Source organism: Brevundimonas sp., assembly GCF_019636155.1.
Taxonomy (GTDB): Bacteria; Pseudomonadota; Alphaproteobacteria; order Caulobacterales; family Caulobacteraceae; genus Brevundimonas.
Genome location: NZ_JAHBYB010000003.1, coordinates 200,535 through 220,578 on the forward strand (window position 1 = coordinate 200,535; position 20,044 = coordinate 220,578).

Here is a 20,044-nt window from a genome sequence, read left to right on the forward strand (position 1 = left end):
AACGGAAGGGTCTAAGAGCCGCCTCATGATCGCTGCTTCCGCCCCGCCCCTTGCCCTGTCCCAGGATTGGGACACGCTGGATCACGGAAAATTCGCCGACGAGACGGCGATGGTGCGCGGGCTTCTGGGCCGGGTTCCGCTGGACGGCGACGGCCGCCGGGCGGTGCTGGGCCAGGCCGTTGATCTGGTCGAACGCGCGCGCGCCAGCGTCAAGAAACAGGGGGTGGTCGAAGGCTTCCTGCAAGAGTTCAGCCTCGGCACCCGCGAGGGCCTGGCCCTGATGTGTCTGGCAGAGGCCCTGCTGCGCACGCCCGACGAGGACACCCGCGACCGGCTGATCGCCGAAAAGATCGGCTCGGCCGACTGGGCGTCTCATCTGGGACAGTCGGACAGCCTGTTCGTCAACGCCTCGACCTGGGGCCTGATGCTGACGGGCAAGCTGGTCGATGCGGACGAGGAGGCGAAGACTGACCTGCCCGGCTTCCTGAAGCGTATCGCCGGGCGGCTGGGCGAGCCGGTCATCCGCCAGGCGGTGGCCACGGCGGTCAAGATCATGGGTGAGCAGTTCGTGGTCGGCCGCACCATCGAGGCGGCCCTGAAACGCGCCGACCGCGAAGGCTGGCTGTGCAGTTTCGACATGCTGGGCGAAGGCGCCCGCACCGCCCACGACGCCGAACGCTATGAACACATCTACGCCGAAGCCATCGAGGCGGTGGGCCAGACGGCCGGGGGCCAGGGTCCGGAAAGCGGCCACGGCGTCTCGGTCAAGCTGTCGGCCCTGTCGCCGCGCTATGAGGCGATGCACGAAGACCGGGTCTGGGCCGAGCTTTACCCCCGCACCCGCCGCCTGGCCCTGATCGCGGCCCGGCACGACATCAACTTCACCATCGACGCCGAAGAGGCCGACCGGCTGGCCCTGTCGCTGAAACTGCTGGACGCCCTGGCGCATGATCCGGAACTGGGCGACTGGAAGGGGCTGGGTCTGGCGGTCCAGGCCTATCAGAAGCGCGGGCCCGAGGTGATCGCCCGCGTCGCCGACCTGGCCCGGACCAGCGGCCGTCGCCTGATGGTGCGCCTGGTCAAGGGCGCCTATTGGGACACCGAGATCAAGCGCGCCCAGGTGGGGGGCCGCACCGACTATCCGGTCTTCACCACCAAGGCGGCGACGGACCTGAACTATCTGGTCTGCGCCCGGGCCATGATCGCGGCGGCGCCGCACCTGTACGCCCAGTTCGCCACCCACAACGCCCATTCCCTGGCCGCCGTTCACAAGATGGCCGCCGACGCGGGCGTGAAGATCGAGTTCCAGCGCCTGCACGGCATGGGCGAGGCCCTCTACGCCGCCGCCGAGGACGTCTGGCGCGACGACCAGATCGTGGTGCGGGCCTATGCCCCCGTCGGAGGACATGAGGAACTACTGCCCTATCTGGTGCGCAGGCTGCTGGAGAACGGCGCCAACTCCTCCTTTGTACACGCCCTGCTGGACGAACGGGTGCCCGCAGCGGCCGTCGCCGCCGATCCCATCGCCGAGGTCGAGGCCCACCCCGACCGCCACGCCCGCATTCCGATCCCCAAGGACATGTACATGGACCGCCAGAACTCTCTGGGCCGAGACTATTCCCAGGCCGCCGACCGCGAGCGGCAAGCCCTGGCCCTGGCGGCCGTGGACGCCGAGACCCTGACCTCGGGTCCGATCATCGGGGGGATCCTGCGCGCGGGCGACAACCCGCAGGAGGTCCGCAACCCCTGGAACGGCCATCTGCTGGGCCATGCGTCGGAAGCGGCGGCCGCGGACATCGATGCGGCGGCCGAGGCCGCCCACCGCGCCCAGGTCGCCTGGGACCGCAAGGGCGGCGCGGGCCGCGCCCCGGTGCTGCGCGCCATGGCCGACGCCCTGGAAGCCGAGATGGACCGGCTGGTCGCCCTGCTGTCGCGCGAGGCGGGCAAGACCCTGAACGACGGCGTGGCCGAGGTGCGCGAGGCGGCCGACTTCTGCCGCTACTACGCCATGCTGGCCGAGCGGGACTTCGGCGGGGCCAAGACGCTGGAAGGCCCGGTGGGCGAGATCAACCAGCTGGTCCTGCACGGCCGCGGCGTCTTCGCCTGCATCAGCCCGTGGAACTTCCCCCTGGCCATCTTCACCGGCCAGATCGCCGCCGCCCTGGCCGCCGGCAACGGGGTGCTGGCCAAGCCGGCCGAGCAGACGCCCCTGATCGCGGCCGAGGCGGTGCGCCTGTTCCACAAGGCCGGGCTGGACCCCAGCCTGCTGGCCCTGGTTCCGGGGCGCGGCGAGACGGTGGGCGCGGCCCTGACCTCCCATCCCCTGATCGACGGGGTGGCCTTCACAGGCGGCACCGACACGGCCACGGCCATCAACCGCGCCCTGGCCGCGCGGCCCGGCGCCATCATTCCCTTCATCGCCGAGACGGGCGGGCTGAACGGCATGTTCGTGGACACCACGGCCCTGAAGGAACAGGTGATCGACGACGTGATCCTGTCGGCCTTCGGCTCGGCGGGACAGCGCTGTTCGGCCCTGCGGCTGCTCTATGTGCCGCACGATGCGGCCGATGCCCTGATCGAGGGGCTGAAGGGCGCCCTGGCGGCCCAGGTGGTGGGCGACCCGGCCGATCCCACGACCGACATCGGCCCGGTCATCGACGCCGACGCCCGAGCGATGCTGGACGCCCACCTGAAGCGGCTGGAAGGCGACGCGAAAATCATCGCCCGCGCCGAACTGCCGGCCCAGGCTGATCGCGGTCATGTCTTCGCCCCGACTCTTGCCGAGGTCCCGACCCCCGACTATCTGGAGCGCGAGGTGTTCGGCCCGATCCTGCACATCTGCCGCTACCACCCCAAGGATCTGAAGGCGACGGCGGGCAAGCTGGCGGCGCGCGGCTATGGCCTGACGCTTGGGGTGCACAGCCGCATCGAGGCCTTCGCCGAAGAGGTGGCGCGCCTGGTCCCGGCCGGAAACGTTTATATCAACCGCTCGATCATCGGCGCGGTGGTGGGGGTCCAGCCCTTCGGCGGCGAGGGCCTGTCCGGCACCGGCCCCAAGGCGGGCGGCCCCTACAGCCTGATCCGCTATGCGGCCGAAAAGGCCATCAGCAACAACATCTCGGCCCAGGGCGGGGACCCGGCGCTGCTGAATCTGTAACCGCCCCCTGGGGACGGGACCGATGACCGAGATCTATCGCAGCGACACGATTGTCGTGCGCGTCGTCCCGTCCAACGACACCACGCAATGGGTCGTGACCTTCGACAACTACGGCCTCGGGCCGGGTTTCGACCGCAAGGGGTTCGGTGAGGACTTCCTGCACGCCTCGGGCGTATCGGCCGTCCATGTGCTGGGGCGGGGCGACGACTGGTACCAGTATCCGGACATCCTGGCCGCCATGGCCGCCGTGCGCGCCCAGGTCGCCGGGGCCCGGCGCGTGGTCACCTACGGCTCAAGCATGGGGGCCTACGCCGCGTTGAGACTGGCCGACGCGGCGGGGGCCGATGGCGCCCTGGCCCTCTCGCCGCAGTTCTCGGTCGATCCGGCGAAGGTTCCGTTCGAGGCGCGCTGGGCGGCGGACGGACGGCGGCTGGATTTCCGCCCCGAGATCGAGGCGCGCATCGCCTGCAAGGCCCGCGCCCTGATCGTCTATGACGCCGCCGGCGCCGATCGTCGCCATATCGACCTGATTGCGCGAGAGATCGACGCGGACCGGGTCGGCCTGAGGCACATCGATCATCCCGCCGCCGTCTTTCTGCAGGAGTCGGGTCTGCTGGGCCCGCTGGTGCTGGATTTCGCCAGCGGACGCCTGGACATCGAAACCTTCCGTCGCCGCGCCGACCGCGCCCGGCGCGCCAGCGTGACCTGCCTGGCCCTTTTGGCCCGGCGCCAGCCGCCGCGACGGAGTCGGGCGGCGCTTCGGCTCGCGGAACGCGCGGTTCGCATCGCTCCCGAATCCGCCGTCGCCCTGTCGTGCCTGGCCGTGCAGCTGAGCCGCAGCGACCGTCATGAGGAGGCCGTGGCCGTCCACGAGCGGGCCACCGAAGCCGGCGGGCGGTCCCCCAACCATCTGACCAGCCACGCCCATGTCCTTGTCGACGCCGGGCGGATTTCGGAAGCTATCGTCCTGGTTCGGGAAGCCATCGCCGCCGAGCCGGGCGCAGCGCATCATCAACGCTGGCTGGCGACCTTGTTGAGTGATGCTGGCGATGCGCCTGGCGCCTTGCGGGCCCTGGAACGCGCCCTGGTTCTGGACCCCCTGAACCAAGCCTATCGGGCATCGGTGATCGAGGCGCGCCTGAACCGCAACGGCCTGGGCGGTCTTGTGGCGCGCCTGGGCGGCAGGCTGCGCACCGGCCGGAAAAAGATCGCTCGACTGTGGCGATCCACGACGCGGCCCTGACCCGAAGGACCGCGCCGAACATCCTGGCCTCAACCGGCCGGCCATCCGCCCGCGCGGCTGAGGGCGCTGGGGGCGGGGCGGCCGATCTGGGCGCCGATCCAGCGGGCCGTCTCGATCAGGGCGTCCAGGTCGTGGCCGGTCTCGAAGCCGGCGCGCTCCAGCATATAGACCAGGTCCTCGGTGGCGATGTTGCCGGTGGCGCCGGGGGCGAAGGGGCAGCCGCCGATTCCGCCGACCGAGGCGTCCAGCACCGTCACCCCCGCCTCGATCCCGGCGTGAGCGTTGGCCAGGCCGGTGTTGCGGGTGTCGTGGAAATGTAGCCGCAGGACGGCGTCGGGGGCGGCCTTGCGCGCCGCCTCGATCTTGCGGGTCACGCTCCAGGGGTCGCCGACGCCGATGGTGTCGGCCAGGCCGATCTCCTCGACCCCCAGGGCGGCGACGCGGCCGACCAGGTCGGCGACCTGGTCCACCCCGACCTCGCCGTCGAACGGACAGCCCCAGACGCAGGACAGGGTGACCGACAGCCGGGGCGTCGCCCCCGGCCCCGCCCCGGCGTTGGCCCGTCCGGCGACGATGTCGGACAGCATCCGGACCTGCTGGTCCACCGTCTGGCCCTGGTTCTTCAGGCCGAAGCCGTCGGTGGCGCTCATGGCCACATTGACCTCGTCCACCGCCGTGTTCAGGGCGCGGTCATAGCCCCGGCCGTTCAGGACCAGGCCGATGCGGCTGCGGCCCGGCTGGTGGGGCAGTTCGGCCATCACCTCTTCGGCGCCGGCCATCTGGGGCACATATTTGGGATGGACGAAGCTGACCGCCTCGATGCGCCGCGAACCGGCGGCCTCCAGCCGGCGCACCAGCTCGGCGCGGACGGCCGGGGCCAGGACGGTCTTTTCATTCTGCAGGCCGTCGCGGGGGCCCACCTCGACAATCTGGATGGCGCGGCTCATCGGTCGGCTCCCGGCGGGGCGTAGACGGTCAGGGCGACGTCGTCGCCGGTCGAATAGTTGTGGCCCCGCACCTCGCCGACGGCGCGGCCGGCCACTCCTTGCGCGGCGGCGGCCTGGCGGAAGGCCTCGGCGTCGCGGGCCTCGACCACGGCGGGCCGGCCCTCGGCCAGGGCGCGGGCGGCGCCGGCGGCGTCGGTCAGCTGGGTCCGGGTGCCGGTCAGGAAGACGAAGCTGGGTTCATGGAAACGGGTGATGGCCACCGGGCCGGGGGTGCGCCCCTGGTCCGGATGCAGATGGGCCGCGCGCAGGGTCTTCTCCAGCTGGACGGAAACCGCCAGCGGCCGCAGCTGGCGGATGGTGCCGGCCAGGGCCGCGTGGGAGACGACGCCGAAGCCCAGGGCGATCAGCACCGCCGTCACCGCCGCCCGGTTCAGCAGCAGGAAGCCCCCGACCAGGGCCGCCCCCACCGCCCCGACCATGGTCACGGCCGCCCAGGTCTGGGCCGTCGAGCGGCCGAACTCGGTCAGGCCATACAGGACCACCAGACAGATGAGCCCCGCGGTGAACAGGCCCAGGAAGGCGCCCAGCCGCCGCGAGACCGTGCCGATGGGCCGGGTCAGGGCCGCGGCGGCCAGCAGGGCCAGGGCCCCGAAGGTCGGCAGGGTGTAGTGGATCAGCTTGGTCGGCGTCAGTTCGAACATCAGCCAGGCCGGAACCAGCCAGCAGACCAGGAACCGCACGGCCGGCTCGGCCCGGCGGCTCCAGGCCGTCGACAGGGCGGCCGGCAGCATCAGGGTGGCGGGAAACAGCAGCAGGGGCGCGGCCAGGATGTAGTATCCCGGCGGTGCGCCGTGGCTTTCGTGGCCGCCCGCGACCTTTGGCGCCAGGTCGCCCATGATCGCCTCGCGCCAGAAGCCGCCGTCGGTGGCGATGGTCACGGCGATGGCCCAGGGGCCGACGATCAGCGCCAGCAGCGGCAGGCCCCAGCCCCAACCGAGGCCGCGCACCCATTTCCAGTCGCGGTCCCACAAAGACAGGGCGATCAGGGTCAAGCCGACCACAAGCACACCGATCGGCCCCTTGATCAGGACCGAGACCCCCAGGGCGGCCCAGAACATCAGCTTGTGCGGTCTTCGCCCCGCCTCGCCGGCGCGGGCGGCCATATAGAGGCGCGACAGGGCCGCCATGGCCACGGTCACGGCGGCGCACAGGACGGCGTCGGTCTTGGCGATCCCGGCCTCGGTCGACAGCAGGAAACAGGCCCCCAGAATGGCTCCGGCCAGGAAGCCGGCCCGCGCCCCGAACAGGGCCGCCCCGGCCCAGGCGCAGGCGGCGGCCGCGATCATGGCCGCCAGCAGGGAGGGGATGCGATAGGGGGCGATGGCCCGGTCCTCGACCTGGGAGGTGGCCGCCACGGCCGCGGCCTGAAGCCAGTAGATGCCGACCGGCTTCTTCCAGCGCGGCTGGTCCTGGAAGCGGATATCGACATAGTCGCCGGTCTCCAGCATCTGGGCCGTGGCCTGGGCGAAGCGGCTTTCGTCGCGATCCAGCGGCGGCAGCAGCAGCAGGCCCGGCAGGCCGGCGATCATCGCCACCAGGGCGGCGAACAGGGGGCCGCGCCAGCCCTGGATATGCCGGTCGAGATTGGGTCGGGTCATGCGACCTTCCTAACACGGCGTTTTCGCCGGCGTCAGCCGCTGCTAGAGGTGCGGACATGGATGCTTCCGACACGCCCGACATCTCCGTGGTCGTTCCCGTGCACGACGAGGCCGGGGCCGCCGGTCCCCTGGCGCGCGAGATCGCCGCCGCCTTCGCGGGCCGGCCCTATGAGATGATCTTCGTCGATGACGCCTCCAGGGATACGACCCTGGCCGAGCTGCGGGCCCTGATGGCCGAGCTGCCGGCGCTGCGGGTGCTCAGCCACGCGACCAATGCGGGCCAGAGCCGGGCGGTGCGCACCGGGGTGCTGGCGGCGCGCGGGGCCATTGTGGTGACCCTGGACGGCGATGGCCAGAACCCGCCGGCCGAGGCGCCGAAGCTGGCCGACGCCCTGATGGCGGCCCCGCCGAACGTGGCCCTGGTGGGCGGCCGCCGCGCCAAGCGCCAGGACACGGCCGCCAAACGCTGGGCCTCGCGCTGGGCCAACGGCATCCGCAAACGCCTTTTGAAGGATGACGCCGACGACACCGGCTGCGGGCTGAAGGCCTTCCGGCGCGACGTCTTCCTGCGCCTGCCCTATTTCGATCACCTCCACCGCTATCTGCCGGCCCTGATGATCCGCGAGGGCTATGAGAACCGCTATCTCGACGTCGATCACCGCCACCGCGAGACGGGCCGGTCGAAATACACCAACTGGGGCCGGCTGACCGCCTCCCTGTCGGACCTGATGGGGGTCATGTGGCTGAAATCCCGGGCCCGGCGGCCGGGCGGGATCAGCGAGTTCTGAGGCTGCGCGGACCGCCCGCGCGGCGCGGGCGTAGCGATATGGAGCGAACGGGGGTATTCACCGTTAACAAGCTCGGCCGTGGCTCGCGGCTGTCGCCAAGGAACGTCCCATGCTGATCGCCCTGCCGCTGCTGATGATCCCGGTGGTGCTCTACAATATCGTGGTCCTGACCAACGGCCTGACCGGGGCGGGCATGGCCGCGGCCGACGCCACCCTGCGCGAGCCGATGTTCTCGATCCCCATGGCCTCGGGCGCCAGCTGGAACGTGGGATCGGGCGACCTGATCCTGTTCCTGTCGCTGATCCTGCTGTTCTTCGAACTGCTGAAGTCGACGTCCAGCCGCAAGGTGGCGATCGTCAATCACGCCCTGTCGATGATCCTGTTCGTGGTCTGCCTGGTGGAGTTCCTGCTGATCCGCGGCTTCGCCACCTCGACCTTCTTCCTGATCGTGACCATGGTCATGCTGGACGTCCTGGCCGGCTTCATCGTCACCATCATCTCGGCCCGCAAGGACCTGGATTTCGGCGGAGCCTGAGAGGTTTCCCGCTAACGCTCGTCTCGAACAGGCTCGCTGACTGAGCGGGTCAGGAGAAGGCGGTGAAGATCAGGGCGACGACGGCGACGTCGAACAGGCGGGCGGCGAACGAGAGAAACTGGGCCATGGGCGTTCCGGAAGGCGACGATGTCCCGCCGTCCCAGCAAGCCCCGTGCCGGACGCCCCGGCGGCCCGGTCAGATGTCGGTGACGGTCTTTCGCCCCGCGCGGGGGCGCCGTTCGCGGTCGCCCGAATATTCCCGGCCCAGATAGACGGCGCGGGCCTGGTCCAGCACCGGCGCCCCGCCCTTCAGCCCGCGTTTCTGGCCGGACTGTCCCAGCAGCTGGGCGGCGAAGGCGGGATCGGCGGGCGTCGGCGGGGCGGCAGGGCTTGCCGGGCGGCCGGCAGCCTCTTCGGGCGGGTCCAGGGGAACCAGGGCGCGGCCGGCGGCCGGGGCGCGACGCTGGCCCTGGCGACGGTCCTGGCGGCGCTGATCGCCCTGGTCGGCCATGGGCGGATCAGTCCTTCCGGGCCAGACGATCGATCTGGGCGCGCATCTCGTCCATCTGACGGCGCATCTCGTCCAGGGGATCGGCCCTGGCGCCCGTTTCTCGCGCCGGTTCGGCGGCGGGGGTCGGGGCGGCGCCGGCCATGCCCGGCCACATCCGCATGGCCTGCTGGAACATGGCCATGTTGTGCTTGATCGCCTCGTCCATCAGCCCGGCGCCGGGCGCGGCGCCCAGGGCGCGGCTCATCTGGCTGCGAAACTGTTCCTGCTGGCGGGTGAAGCTCTCCAGCGACATCTCCAGATAGCTGGGCAGGACGTTCTGCATCGGATTGCCGTAGAAGCCGATCAGCTGGCGCAGGAACTGGACCGGCAGCAGGGCCTCGCCCCGGCTTTCCTCCTCGAAGATGATCTGGGTCAGGATCTGGCGCGTCAGATCCTCGTTCGACTTGGCGTCGAAGACCTGGAACTCGACCCCGTCGCGGACCATCCGGGCCAGGTCGTCCAGGGTCACATAGGCGCTGGTCGCGGTGTTGTAGAGCCGCCGGTTGGCGTATTTCTTGATGACGACCACGCCGTCTGCGGTCTTTCCGTCCGCGGATTTCTTCTCGGCCACGCCAAACGCCCGTTCAGTTGTCCCTTCGCCCTTATCCCGCAGCGGCGGACAATACGCCAGCCGTCATTCAGGCCGCCGCGGGCGCCAGCACCACCCCGACCAGGACCGCCGCCCAGTGGACCCCGGCGCCGGCCACCACGAATCCGTGCCAGATGGCGCGCCGGAACCTGACCCTGGGGCTGATGAAGACGAAGACCCCGGCCGTATAGATCAGCCCGCCGGCCACCAGCAGGGCCAGGGCCAGGGGATGGACGGTGTCCAGCATCGGCTTCAGGGCGATGACCGCCAGCCAGCCGAACAGGGCGTAGACGGCGCTCCAGAAGCCGTCGGAAATGCGCGGCGCCACCAGCTTGGCCCCCACCCCGGCCAGGGCGATGGCCCAGACCAGGACGGTGAAGCCCACCGACCACCAGCCCTCGAACCTCTGGGTCGTGAAGGGGGTGTAGCTGCCGGCGATCATCAGGAAGATGGCGGCCTCGTCCAGCCGCCGCAGCACCGGGCGGGCGGCGCAGGGCCGGGTCAGGTTGTAGACGGTCGAGGCCGACAGCATGGCGATCAGACAGACCGCATAGACCGCCGTGGCCATGGCCTCGCCCATGCCGGCATAAACGGCCGCCAGGGTCGCCAGGATGATCCCCCCGACCCCGGCCAGGATCAGGCCGATCAGATGCACCCAGAGATCCGCCAGCCGCTCGGCGCGGGTGGCGTAGTGTTCGATCATGTCCAGGGCGTCGGCGACACAGACGCGGGCGGACAGGGACTTCAACGCTTTCAGCATGGTTTCTCCAAACCGGAAGGCGCGCGATCGTTCCCGCCATCCTGGGGCGAAGGGGTGACGATCGGCTGAACGGCGCCGCCAAAGGCGAAGGTTGGCGTCGGCCTGAGGCCTTTCGGCAACAGGCCGGTTTGCCGCCGAGGGTCGCGAACGCTAGAGCGGCGTCAGAATTTCACGGGCCTTCAGCAGGAGTCCTCATGACCCGGAGCGCGATCCTGTACGGGCGGCCGCCGGCGGTGTTCGACCCGCCGGCCGGGGCGATCCAGACCTCGCCCCTGGTTCCCGGCTCGGCGGCGCTGGAGGCCCTGGCGCCCGGTTCGATCGACAGCGCCATGATCTACGCCCCGCCCGGGGTGGTCGAGCGGCGCCATGTCCTGGCCCTGGTCCTGCGGGCGCTGAGGCCCGGCGGGCGGCTGGACGTCATGGCCCCCAAGGACAAGGGCGGATCGCGGCTGAGGAAGGAGCTGCAGGGGTTCGGCCTGACCTTCGAGGAGACGGCCAAGGCTCACCATCGCCGCGCCATCGCCGTTCGGCCGGAGACGATTGAGGGGCTGGATCAGGCGATCACAGAGGGCGGGCCGCGTCGGCTGGACGCCATCGACGCCTGGAGCCAGCCGGGCGTCTTCGCCTGGGACCGGGTCGATCCGGGCAGCGCCCTTCTGCTGGACCATCTGCCGGACCTGTCGGGCGCGGGCGCCGACCTGGGCTGCGGCTGGGGCGCCCTGGCGCGCGCGGTTCTGACCTCGCCCCAGGTCACGGCCCTGCGGCTGGTCGACCTGGACCGGCGGGCGATCGAGGCGGCCCGGCGCAATATCGAGGATGGACGCGCCGCCTTCGACTGGGCCGACGCCCGGCTGCTGGCCGAAGACGCGGACCTGGACTTCGTGATCGCCAATCCGCCCTTCCACGACGGCGGGGCCGAAGATCGCCGCCTGGGCCAGGCCTTCATCCGCAAGGCGGCCGGGATGTTGAAGCCCGGCGGCGTTCTGTGGATCGTCGCCAACCGCCACCTCCCGTATGAGAAGGAGCTGACGGCAGCCTTCAAACGGGTGCGGCCGGTGGCCGATGCGGGCGGCTACAAGGTGCTGGAGGCGGTGAAGTGACCCTTCTTTCGTCATTCCGGGCGGAGAGGCGCGAAGCGGCTCGCAGACCCGGAACCCAGCGGCGCCGGAGCGACAGCGGAGGCGATGTTTCAACAGCCGCCCTCGTGACAGTTTCGCGCTCGCGCGCGCCGCTGGGTTCCGGGTCTCCGCTGCGCTTCGCCCGGAATGACGAAAGATGAAAACCGTGCGTCTGGACAAACTGCTGTCCTCCCTCGGTTACGGCTCGCGCCAGGAGATCGCGCGGCTGGCCAAGGCCGGGGGGGTCGAACTGGACGGGGTCGAGATCACCGACGCGGCCGCCCGCATCGCCGTGACGCCCGACCTGCCCACGCGGATGACCATCGACGGGCGGCCGGTCGATCCGCCCCAGGGGATGCTGCTGATCCTGAACAAGCCCCTGGGCATGACCTGTTCGCACAAGGAGGACGGGGCCCTGGTCTATGACGTCCTGCCCGACCGCTGGCGGCGGCGCGATCCGGCCATTTCGACCATCGGGCGACTGGACAAACAGACATCGGGCCTGCTGCTGCTGACCGACGACGGCGATCTGCTGCACCGGGTCATCAGCCCCAAACGGCATGTGGCGAAGACCTATCGGGCGTCGCTGGCCCGGCCGCTGGTCGGGACCGAGGGGCCCCTGTTCGCCTCGGGCCAGATGATATTGGAGGGCGAGGACAAACCCCTGGCGCCCGCCGTTCTGGAGGTCGTTTCGCCGACCGAGGCCAGGCTGACCGTGGGCGAGGGCCGCTATCATCAGGTGCGCCGGATGTTCGCCGCCGCCGGCAACCATGTCGAGGCCCTGCATCGCGAAAGCATCGGCGGCCTGGTCCTGCCGCCCGACCTGGCGCCGGGCCAGTGGCGGCTGGCGACGGCCCAGGAGCGCGAGGCCATCTTCGCCTGACGGAACCGCCGGGCGTCAGGGGGCTTATGGCTGCGCTTGGGAGAGGCCGTCATGGACAAGGGCGCCACGCGCAAACGCGATCTGCGGACGGGCCGTTCGCTATGGGCCGACGGGCCGGGCCTGGGCGTGCCGATCAAGCCCCTTACGGCGCCTGTGGCGGTGGATGTCGCCGTGGTCGGGGCGGGGATCAGCGGCGCCTTCATGGCGCGGGAGCTGAGCCGGGATCATTCGGTGGTGGTTCTGGACCGCCGACCGCCTCTGATGGGATCGACCATCGCCTCGACCGCCCTGCTGCAATGGGAGATCGACCTGCCGCTGACCGAACTGGCCAAACGGATCGGCGGCCGGGATGCGGCGCGGGCCTATCGTCGGTCATTCGCGGCGGTGCAGGCCCTGAAGACCATCGTGGAACGCGACCGGATCGTCTGCGGGCTGAAGGATCGCGCCTCCCTGTATCTGGCGGGCGACGCCTATGGGCATCGGGCGCTGGCGGCCGAGACGGAGGCGCGACAGGCCGCCGGGCTGGATTGCGAATACATCGGTGGGAACGCCCTGCGCGACCGGTTCGGGCTGGAGAGGACCGGGGCCATATTGTCGCCGGGCTCGGCCGTCGGCGATCCGGCGCGGTTGGCGGCCGGTCTGCTGCGGCGCGCGGCGTCCGACGGCGCCCTGATCCATTCCCCGGTCGAGGTGCTGGAGGCCCTGCCGGACCCCGAGGGCGTCACCCTGACGACCGACGCCGGCCATGCGGTGCGGGCCAGGCATGTCGTCTTCTGCTGCGGCTATGAGTTTCCCAGGGGCGTGCCGACGCCGGGCGCCAAGGTGGTCTCGACCTGGGCCATGGCGTCCCGGCCGCGCCAGCGGACGCCCGGCTGGCTGCGCGAAACCCTGGTCTGGGAGGCGTCGGATCCGTATCTGTATCTGCGCATGGCCCGCGACGGCCGGCTGATCGTCGGGGGCGAGGACGAGGATTCGCCGACCCTGCACGCCAGCCCCGAACGGCTGAAGGCCAAATGCCGGACGCTGGAGAAGAAGCTGAAGGCCTTGCTGCCGACGGTCGAGTTCGAGATCGACTACGCCTGGGCCGGCGCCTTCGGCGAGAGTTCGACCGGCCTGCCCCAGATCGGGCCGGTCGAGGGGATGCAGGACCGGGTGCATGCCGTCATGGGTTTCGGCGGCAACGGCATCACCTATTCGGTCATCGCCAGTCAGATCGTCTCGGCCGCCGTGCGCGGGCGACCCGACCCCGATGCGGACCTGTATAGATAGGATTGCAGATGGCCATCTGGAGGGCTATCTTTCCGGCATGAGCGAATACTCCGTCGCCGAGGCCAAGGATCAGCTGTCCAGGCTGCTGGATCGCGTGCTGGCGGGCGAGGACGTCACCATCACCCGTCGCGGCAAGCCGATCGTCCGGCTTCAGAAGGCGTCCGAAGCCGTTCCCGCCAAGACCAGCGGCCCCATAGATGTCGAATGGCTGCACAGCATCCGGGTCACCCCGACCGAGCCGACGGATGCGGTCGATCTGGTGCGCCAGGTTCGCGGCCACGGCGGATGAAGACCTATCTGGACACCAGCATACTGGTGTCGGCCATCCATCTCGACGATCACTCCTCGCGCGTGACGGCTTGGCTGGCTTCGACCGACGTGATCTGGAGCCGCTGGGCCCTGACCGAGATCAGTTCGGCCCTGGCGGTTCAGGTTCGGATGGGACGCCTTGCCGACAAGGCGCGGCGCGGCCTGGAGATACGCCTGGACGCCTGGCTGGGCGGGCGCGAAGTCATCGATGTCCTCAACGAAGACGTGGTTCTGGCCCGCGACCTTGTCCGGGGCGATGTGCGTCTGAGAGCGCCGGACGCGCTGCACCTGGCGATCGCGCTGAGAGAAGGCCTGCCGCTGGCGACGCTGGACCGGGACATGGCGGCCGCCGCGCGCGACGCCGGCCTGGTCGTCCTGACGCCATGACCGTCCAGGTGAAGATCTGCGGGCTGAGCACACCCGAAGCCCTGGACGCCGCCCTGGACAACGGGGCCGCCTATCTCGGACTGGTGTCCTTCCCGAAGAGCCCGCGGCACGTTTCGCTGGAGGCCATGGCGGCGCTGGCGGATCGGGCGCGAGGGCGGGCGAAGGTGGTGGTGGTGACGGTCGATGCGGACGACGCCCTGCTGACCCGGATCGGCGCGTCTGTGCGGCCCGATCTGATCCAGTTGCATGGGCATGAGACGCCGGACCGGGCCGAAGCCGTGCGGCGCCTGACGGGGGCGGGGATCATCAAGGCCCTGGCCGTGTCGGGTCCGGACGATTTCGCCACCGTCGGCGACTGGGAGGCGGGGGCGGACCATCTGCTTTTCGACGCCCGGCCGCCGGCCGGGTCGGCCCTGCCCGGCGGGGTGGGGGCGGTCTTCGACTGGTCTCTGATGGCCGGGCGGCGGTTCGCGCGGCCGTGGTTCCTGGCCGGCGGCCTGGCGCCCGAGAATGCGGCCGAGGCGGTGCGGATCACCGGCGCGCCGATGGTGGACGTCTCCTCTGGCGTGGAAAGCGCGCCGGGTGTTAAGGACGCCGGCCGGATCGCGGCCTTTCTGGACGCGGTGCGGCGGCCGTAATTCCGACGCCTGACCGCGTGAAAGCTGTGCCCGTGACCGCCGCCCTTCCCAACACCCCCTATGCCTGGCCCGACGACCAGGGCCGTTTCGGTCCCTATGGCGGGCGGTTCGTGGCCGAGACCCTGATGCCGCTGATCCACGAGCTGGACGCGGCCTATGCGGCGGCCAAGGCGGACCCGAGCTTCCAGGCCGAGCTGGATGGCTTCCTGACCGACTATGTCGGGCGGCCCAGCCCGCTGTATCTGGCCGAACGCCTGACCGAGCACCACGGTGGGGCCGACATCTGGTTCAAGCGCGACGAGCTGAACCACACCGGCGCGCACAAGGTGAACAACTGCATGGGCCAGATCCTGCTGGCCGTGCGGATGGGCAAGACCCGCATCATCGCCGAGACCGGGGCCGGTCAGCACGGCGTCGCCACCGCCACCGTCTGCGCCCGGTTCGGCCTGCCCTGCGTCGTCTATATGGGCGCGACGGACGTGGAGCGGCAGCAGCCCAACGTCTTCCGCATGAAGCTGCTGGGGGCCGAGGTCATTCCTGTCACCAGCGGCCGGGCGACCCTGAAGGACGCCATGAACGAGGCCATGCGCGACTGGGTCTCGAACGTGGCCGACACCTATTATCTGATCGGGACGGCGGCGGGTCCGCATCCCTATCCGGCCATGGTGCGCGACTTCCAGGCGGTGATCGGGCGCGAGGCGCGGGCCTCGATGCTGGCGCGACGCGAGAAACTGCCCGACGCCTGTGTGGCGGCCATCGGAGGCGGATCGAACGCCATCGGCCTGTTCCACCCGTTCATCGGCGACGCCGGAGTGCGGCTGATCGGGGTCGAGGCGGCGGGCCGTGGGCTGGACGGACCGGACCACGCCGCCAGCCTGCAGGGCGGCCGCCCCGGCGTGCTGCACGGCAACCGCACCTATCTGCTTCAGGACGACGACGGCCAGATCCTGGAAGGCCATTCGATTTCGGCGGGACTGGACTATCCGGGCATCGGACCGGAGCACGCCTGGCTCAAGGACATCGGCCGGGCCGAATATCGCGCCGCCACCGACGTTGAGGCGCTGGAGGCCTTCCAGCTGTGTTCCAGGCTGGAGGGGATCATCCCGGCGCTGGAGCCGTCGCACGCCCTGGCGCGTGTCGGCGAAATCGCGCGCGAGGTCGGCAGGGGCGGCGATGTGGTGCTGAACATGTGCGGGCGGGGCGACAAGGACATCTTCGCGGTGGCCAGACATCTGGGAGTGGAGCTGTGATGCTGATCGCCGCCCTGATCGCCATCCTGTCGGCGCCGGTCGCCGGCCAGGCTGCGCCCCTGTTCCGCCCGTTCGACGCCCCGGTCATCGCCCCGGCGGTCGCCGCGCCGGACTGCGGCGGCGAGACGGCCTTCACGGGCGCGACCTGCCTGACCGCGCCGGCCGGCCAGACCGACGCCCTGATCCAGGCCTATTCCGACCGGCTCTATACGCTGAGCTGGATCGAGGTGGACGGGTCGGACCGCCGCCGCGCCTTCGTGCGACGCCGTGACGGCGGCGGCTGCGACGGGCTGCAGATGCTGGCGGTCGAACGCGGCGACACGGTCCTGCTGGTCTTCGCCAGGACTCCGGGCGACGCCTGCGCCGCCCCGCCCAGCGCCGGGGCGGCGGCATGACCACCGCCCGCATCGACGCCCGCTTCAACGCTCTGAAGGCCCAGGGTCGGGCCGGCTTCATTCCCTATGTCATGGCCGGCGATCCGACGCGGGATCAGGCCCTGGCCATCCTGCGCGGCCTGGCCGCCGCGGGGGCCGACATCATCGAACTGGGTTTTCCCTTCAGCGACCCGATGGCCGAGGGGCCGCCGATCCAGCGGGCGGCCCTGCGCGGGCTGAAGGCCGGGCTGACGCTGAAGGGGACGCTGGACCTGGTGCGCGATTTCCGCGCGGGGGACGCCGAGACGCCCCTGATCCTGATGGGCTATCTGAACCCGATCGAGACCTATGGCCATGACGCCTTCGCCCGCGATGCGGCGGCGGCGGGGGTGGATGGGGTGATCGTGGTCGACTGCCCGCCCGAAGAGGCCGATCCTCTGACCGAAGCCCTGGACGCGGCGGAGGTGTCGCTGATCCGGCTGGCGGCGCCGACGACCGATGACGAGCGGCTGAAGGTGGTGGCCGCCCGCACCTCGGGCTTTGTCTATTATGTCTCGGTCGCCGGGGTGACCGGGACCAAGGAAGCCGACGCCGGCGCCGTGGCCCCGGCCGTCGAGCGGGTGCGCGCCGCCTCCAGCCTGCCGGTGGCGGTCGGCTTCGGGGTGAAGACGCCGCAGCGCGCGGCCCAGATCGCCCGGGTCGCCGACGCCGTGGTGGCCGGATCGGTGCTGGTGGACGAGGTCGCCGCCGCCCTGGATCAGAACGCCGATCCGGTCTCGCGCGTTCTGGACCGCGTCAGGTCGCTCGCCGACGCCGTGCGGGGTGCGCGCGCGGCCGAAAAGGTCTAAAGGCCCGCCATGGTCGAGAAGAACAAGCCGCAGGAACGCCCGCGCGGAGGCTGGCTCAGCCGCTTCGCCCCCGGCGTCCGCAAGATCGTCAGCCGCCGCGACACGCCCGACAATCTGTGGGTCAAGGACCCCGACACCGGCGAGATGCTGTACCGGTCGGACCTGGAGGCGTCGCTGTGGGTCACGCCCTCGGGCCGCCACATGCGGATCGGCGCGCGCGACCGGCTGCGCTTCACCTTCGACGACGGCGAGTATGAGGTCATCGACACGCCCGAGGTGGCCGAGGATCCGCTGAAATTCTCGGACGGAAAGCCCTACAAGGACCGCCTGGCCGCCGCCCGCAAGGCCCAGAACGCCCGCGACGTCATGTCCATCGGCGTCGGCGCCATCGATGGGACCGAGACGGTGGCGATCGTCCAGGACTTCGCCTTCATGGGCGGCTCTCTGGGCATGGCGGCGGGCGAGGCTTTCATCGCCGCCGCGCGCGAGGCGGTGGCCCGCGACCTGCCTCTGGTCTGTTTCACCGCCGCCGGCGGGGCGCGGATGCAGGAAGGCGCCCTGTCGCTGATGCAGATGGCGCGCACCACCCTGGCCATTCAGGAACTGAAGGCCGCCAGATTGCCCTATGTCGTGGTCCTGACAGACCCGACCACCGGCGGGGTCACCGCCAGCTACGCCATGCTGGGCGATGTGCATCTGGCCGAGCCGGGCGCCCTGATCGGTTTCGCCGGGCCGCGGGTGATCGAGGCGACCATCCGCGAGAAACTGCCGCCCGGGTTCCAACGCGCCGAATATCTTCAGGAAAAGGGCATGGTCGACCGGGTGACCACCCGCGCCGAACTGCCCGGCGTCCTGGGCCGCATCCTGTCCATGCTGATGGACGGCCGCCGTCGGGCGGCCTGAGGCGAGAGGCGGGCGGCCGATGTCGAAACCCGTCCGCTTCCTTCTGGCCCTGGGCCTGTCGATGCTGACCGCCGCGGCGGCGACAGTGGGGCTGAACTGGGTCTGGACCGACGTCCTGGGTGGCGGCGAGATGTCGATCCACGGCTGGATCGCCCTGGGCCTGGGCCTGTTCGGAACCTGCGGCCTGGCCTGGCTGCTGATGAGCCTGGCCTTCAAGTCCAGCCGCGAAGGCTGGGACGACCGCGTCGATAACAGCCTGGATCCCGGCCGCGATCCCGCAGACGAGCCGGACTGAAGGCGGCCTCCACCGCCCTCAGTGACCGCCGGTCGGGTAGGGGGTGGTGACGCCCGAGCTGATCATCCCCGGCAGGGCCTCGGACAGGCCCATCAGGATGAACTGGATGGCCAGGGCGCACAGGATCAGGCCCAGAACCCGCACGATGATCGACATGCCGACCTCGCCCAGGATGCGGCTGAGCGGCCCGGTCAGGGCGAAGCACAGGAAGCTGGCGGCCGCGGCGCCGGCGATGGCGATCACCCCCGCCGCCTGGCCCGCCGGCCCGATCTTTTCGGCCTCCCCGGCCTGGATGATGATGGTCGAGATGGCGCCGGGCCCGATCATCAGGGGGATGGCGAAGGGCACCACCAGCCGCTGGAACCGGCGTCGGGCATAGCCTCGCACATCCCGCGCATCGTGGGCCGCGTCGGAGTCGGTGAAGGATTTCAGGAAATCCTCCCGCGTCATGTCCAGGCCCAGCAGCAGCAGCAATATGCCCCCCGCGATGCGGAAGGCGGCCAGGGAGATGCCGAAGAATTGCAGCAGGCTGAGGCCGGTGAAGAAGAAGAAGGCCAGGAAGACCGCCACGAAGATGCAGATCAGGGCGGCGACCGACAGCCTCTGGCGCAGGGAGGCGCCGGCCGTGGCGGCGGCGAAGATCGGGATGTTGCCGATCGGGTCGACCAGGGCGAACAGGGCCACGAACAGGTTGACGCCCAGATCGACCGCGTTCATGACCTGACCTCGCCTTGAAAACCGAATTGCGCCGTTACCGCTGATTAGCGGAGCGGACGGGAGACGTCGATGACCTCGCCGCCGATGAACGACTCGCGCCTGATCGTGGGCCTGGACCTGCCCTCCGTCGAGGCCGCGCGCGCCATGGTGGATCGGCTGGGGGATGCGGCGACGACCTACAAGGTCGGGCTGGCCCTGCTGGCGCGGCCCGGCGGCGTCGCCTTCGCCCATGAGCTGCGCGAGGCGGGCAAACAGGTGTTCCAGGACTGGAAGCTGCACGACATCGGGGCCCAGGTCGAAGGCGCGGCGCGGGCGGTGGCCGAGGGCGGTTGCGACCTGCTGACCGTCCATGCCGAGCCCCAGGTGATGCAGGCGGCGGTGCGCGGGGCGGGCGGATCGCCGACCCGTATCCTGGCCGTGACGGTCCTGACCAGCCTGTCGGACGAGGACCTGAGGGCCATCGGCTATGGCGCCACGGCGGCCGAACTGGTGGCGCGGCGGGTCCGCCAGGCGCTGGACAGCGGCGTCGACGGGGTGGTGTCCAGTCCGCTGGAGGCGGCGGCGGCGCGGGCGGCGGCCGACGCGGCGGGCCGGCCCGACTTCCTGATCGTCACCCCCGGCGTCCGCCCGGCCGGTGCGGCCATGGGCGACCAGCAGCGGGTGGCGACCCCCGCCCAGGCCCTTTCAGCCGGCGCCAGCCATCTGGTCGTGGCCCGGCCCGTGACGGCCGAAGCCGATCCCCGCGCCGCCGCCCAGGCCATCGTCGCCGAGATGGCGGGAGTTCCCGTCCGCCAGACCCCTTAGAGCGTCTCCGCCTCCGCCATCG

22 protein-coding genes are annotated in these 20,044 nt (G+C 70.8%); 16 read left to right on the forward strand and 6 right to left on the reverse strand.

The features are described from left to right. Nucleotides 1-25: 25 nt before the first annotated feature. Both putA and KF910_RS04910 read left to right on the forward strand, forming a co-directional pair. A complete protein-coding gene (gene putA, locus KF910_RS04905) occupies nucleotides 26-3,157 on the forward strand; it encodes a bifunctional proline dehydrogenase/L-glutamate gamma-semialdehyde dehydrogenase PutA (protein WP_292259225.1) in 3,132 nt (1,043 codons plus the stop codon). A gap of 22 nt (nucleotides 3,158-3,179) precedes the next feature. Next, nucleotides 3,180-4,400 carry a tetratricopeptide repeat protein gene (locus KF910_RS04910; RefSeq protein WP_292259227.1) on the forward strand — a complete coding sequence of 407 codons (1,221 nt, stop codon included), beginning with the start codon at nucleotides 3,180-3,182 and terminating at the stop codon, nucleotides 4,398-4,400. Between the two features lie 29 nt (nucleotides 4,401-4,429). On the opposite strand, the gene KF910_RS04915 is transcribed toward KF910_RS04910, so the two are convergent. Continuing rightward, nucleotides 4,430-5,347, reverse strand: coding sequence for a hydroxymethylglutaryl-CoA lyase (locus KF910_RS04915; RefSeq protein ID WP_292259228.1), 918 nt, complete (start codon nucleotides 5,345-5,347; stop codon nucleotides 4,430-4,432). Beyond that, entirely contained in the window at nucleotides 5,344-7,005 is a 1,662-nt protein-coding gene (locus tag KF910_RS04920) for an ArnT family glycosyltransferase (protein ID WP_292259230.1), read from the reverse strand. Before KF910_RS04920 ends, KF910_RS04915 begins: the two co-directional genes overlap by 4 nt. 56 nt (nucleotides 7,006-7,061) lie before the next feature. On the opposite strand from KF910_RS04920, the gene KF910_RS04925 reads away from it, so the two are divergent. Then, nucleotides 7,062-7,793 (forward strand): glycosyltransferase family 2 protein, encoded by a 732-nt coding sequence (locus tag KF910_RS04925; protein ID WP_292259231.1) that lies wholly within the window; start codon nucleotides 7,062-7,064, stop codon nucleotides 7,791-7,793. Between the two features lie 109 nt (nucleotides 7,794-7,902). After that, a complete protein-coding gene (locus KF910_RS04930; protein WP_292259232.1) occupies nucleotides 7,903-8,328 on the forward strand; it encodes a hypothetical protein in 426 nt (141 codons plus the stop codon). Between the two features lie 196 nt (nucleotides 8,329-8,524). Here the strand turns inward: KF910_RS04930 and KF910_RS04935 are convergent, their stop codons facing one another. From KF910_RS04935 to trhA, 3 genes are all read right to left on the reverse strand, one after another. Beyond that, nucleotides 8,525-8,839, reverse strand: a complete 315-nt coding sequence (locus tag KF910_RS04935) for a hypothetical protein (protein WP_292259233.1) — start codon at nucleotides 8,837-8,839, stop codon at nucleotides 8,525-8,527. A gap of 7 nt (nucleotides 8,840-8,846) precedes the next feature. Beyond that, complete coding sequence (gene phaR, locus KF910_RS04940; protein ID WP_292259234.1) at nucleotides 8,847-9,449, reverse strand: polyhydroxyalkanoate synthesis repressor PhaR; 603 nt, start codon at nucleotides 9,447-9,449, stop codon at nucleotides 8,847-8,849. Nucleotides 9,450-9,516: 67 nt separating this feature from the next. After that, on the reverse strand, nucleotides 9,517-10,227 hold the full coding sequence (gene trhA, locus KF910_RS04945; protein ID WP_292259236.1) for a PAQR family membrane homeostasis protein TrhA: 711 nt from the start codon (nucleotides 10,225-10,227) through the stop codon (nucleotides 9,517-9,519). A 194-nt stretch (nucleotides 10,228-10,421) separates the two neighbouring features. On the opposite strand from trhA, the gene KF910_RS04950 reads away from it, so the two are divergent. The 11 genes from KF910_RS04950 (at nucleotide 10,422) to KF910_RS05000 (ending at nucleotide 18,501) form a co-directional block, all read left to right on the forward strand. Then, entirely contained in the window at nucleotides 10,422-11,327 is a 906-nt protein-coding gene (locus KF910_RS04950) for a class I SAM-dependent methyltransferase (RefSeq protein WP_292259238.1), read from the forward strand. A gap of 175 nt (nucleotides 11,328-11,502) precedes the next feature. Then, nucleotides 11,503-12,228 (forward strand): pseudouridine synthase, encoded by a 726-nt coding sequence (locus tag KF910_RS04955; protein WP_292259239.1) that lies wholly within the window; start codon nucleotides 11,503-11,505, stop codon nucleotides 12,226-12,228. Nucleotides 12,229-12,279: 51 nt separating this feature from the next. Continuing rightward, complete coding sequence (locus tag KF910_RS04960) at nucleotides 12,280-13,497, forward strand: NAD(P)/FAD-dependent oxidoreductase (RefSeq protein WP_292259240.1); 1,218 nt, start codon at nucleotides 12,280-12,282, stop codon at nucleotides 13,495-13,497. 37 nt (nucleotides 13,498-13,534) lie between these two features. Continuing rightward, complete coding sequence (locus tag KF910_RS04965; protein ID WP_292259242.1) at nucleotides 13,535-13,786, forward strand: type II toxin-antitoxin system Phd/YefM family antitoxin; 252 nt, start codon at nucleotides 13,535-13,537, stop codon at nucleotides 13,784-13,786. Then, a complete protein-coding gene (locus KF910_RS04970; RefSeq protein WP_292259244.1) occupies nucleotides 13,783-14,193 on the forward strand; it encodes a type II toxin-antitoxin system VapC family toxin in 411 nt (136 codons plus the stop codon). Before KF910_RS04965 ends, KF910_RS04970 begins: the two co-directional genes overlap by 4 nt. After that, nucleotides 14,190-14,831, forward strand: coding sequence for a phosphoribosylanthranilate isomerase (locus KF910_RS04975; protein ID WP_292259246.1), 642 nt, complete (start codon nucleotides 14,190-14,192; stop codon nucleotides 14,829-14,831). The genes KF910_RS04970 and KF910_RS04975 overlap by 4 nt, the downstream gene beginning before the upstream one ends. Before the next feature lie 32 nt (nucleotides 14,832-14,863). Next, nucleotides 14,864-16,081 (forward strand): tryptophan synthase subunit beta, encoded by a 1,218-nt coding sequence (gene trpB / locus KF910_RS04980; RefSeq protein WP_292259247.1) that lies wholly within the window; start codon nucleotides 14,864-14,866, stop codon nucleotides 16,079-16,081. Next, a complete protein-coding gene (locus KF910_RS04985; protein ID WP_292259249.1) occupies nucleotides 16,081-16,476 on the forward strand; it encodes a hypothetical protein in 396 nt (131 codons plus the stop codon). The genes trpB and KF910_RS04985 overlap by 1 nt, the downstream gene beginning before the upstream one ends. Continuing rightward, the gene (gene trpA / locus KF910_RS04990; protein WP_292259251.1) at nucleotides 16,473-17,303 is read left to right on the forward strand and encodes a tryptophan synthase subunit alpha; all 831 of its coding nucleotides are present in this window, start codon (nucleotides 16,473-16,475) and stop codon (nucleotides 17,301-17,303) included. The genes KF910_RS04985 and trpA overlap by 4 nt, the downstream gene beginning before the upstream one ends. 9 nt (nucleotides 17,304-17,312) lie before the next feature. Beyond that, nucleotides 17,313-18,206, forward strand: coding sequence for an acetyl-CoA carboxylase carboxyltransferase subunit beta (locus tag KF910_RS04995; RefSeq protein ID WP_292259253.1), 894 nt, complete (start codon nucleotides 17,313-17,315; stop codon nucleotides 18,204-18,206). Nucleotides 18,207-18,225: 19 nt separating this feature from the next. Beyond that, nucleotides 18,226-18,501 carry a hypothetical protein gene (locus KF910_RS05000; protein WP_292259255.1) on the forward strand — a complete coding sequence of 92 codons (276 nt, stop codon included), beginning with the start codon at nucleotides 18,226-18,228 and terminating at the stop codon, nucleotides 18,499-18,501. An 18-nt stretch (nucleotides 18,502-18,519) separates the two neighbouring features. On the opposite strand, the gene KF910_RS05005 is transcribed toward KF910_RS05000, so the two are convergent. Then, entirely contained in the window at nucleotides 18,520-19,218 is a 699-nt protein-coding gene (locus KF910_RS05005) for a MarC family protein (RefSeq protein ID WP_292259257.1), read from the reverse strand. 69 nt (nucleotides 19,219-19,287) lie between these two features. Between KF910_RS05005 and pyrF the strand changes: the two genes are divergently transcribed. Continuing rightward, complete coding sequence (gene pyrF / locus KF910_RS05010) at nucleotides 19,288-20,022, forward strand: orotidine-5'-phosphate decarboxylase (protein ID WP_292259259.1); 735 nt, start codon at nucleotides 19,288-19,290, stop codon at nucleotides 20,020-20,022. Nucleotides 20,023-20,044: the final 22 nt, after the last annotated feature.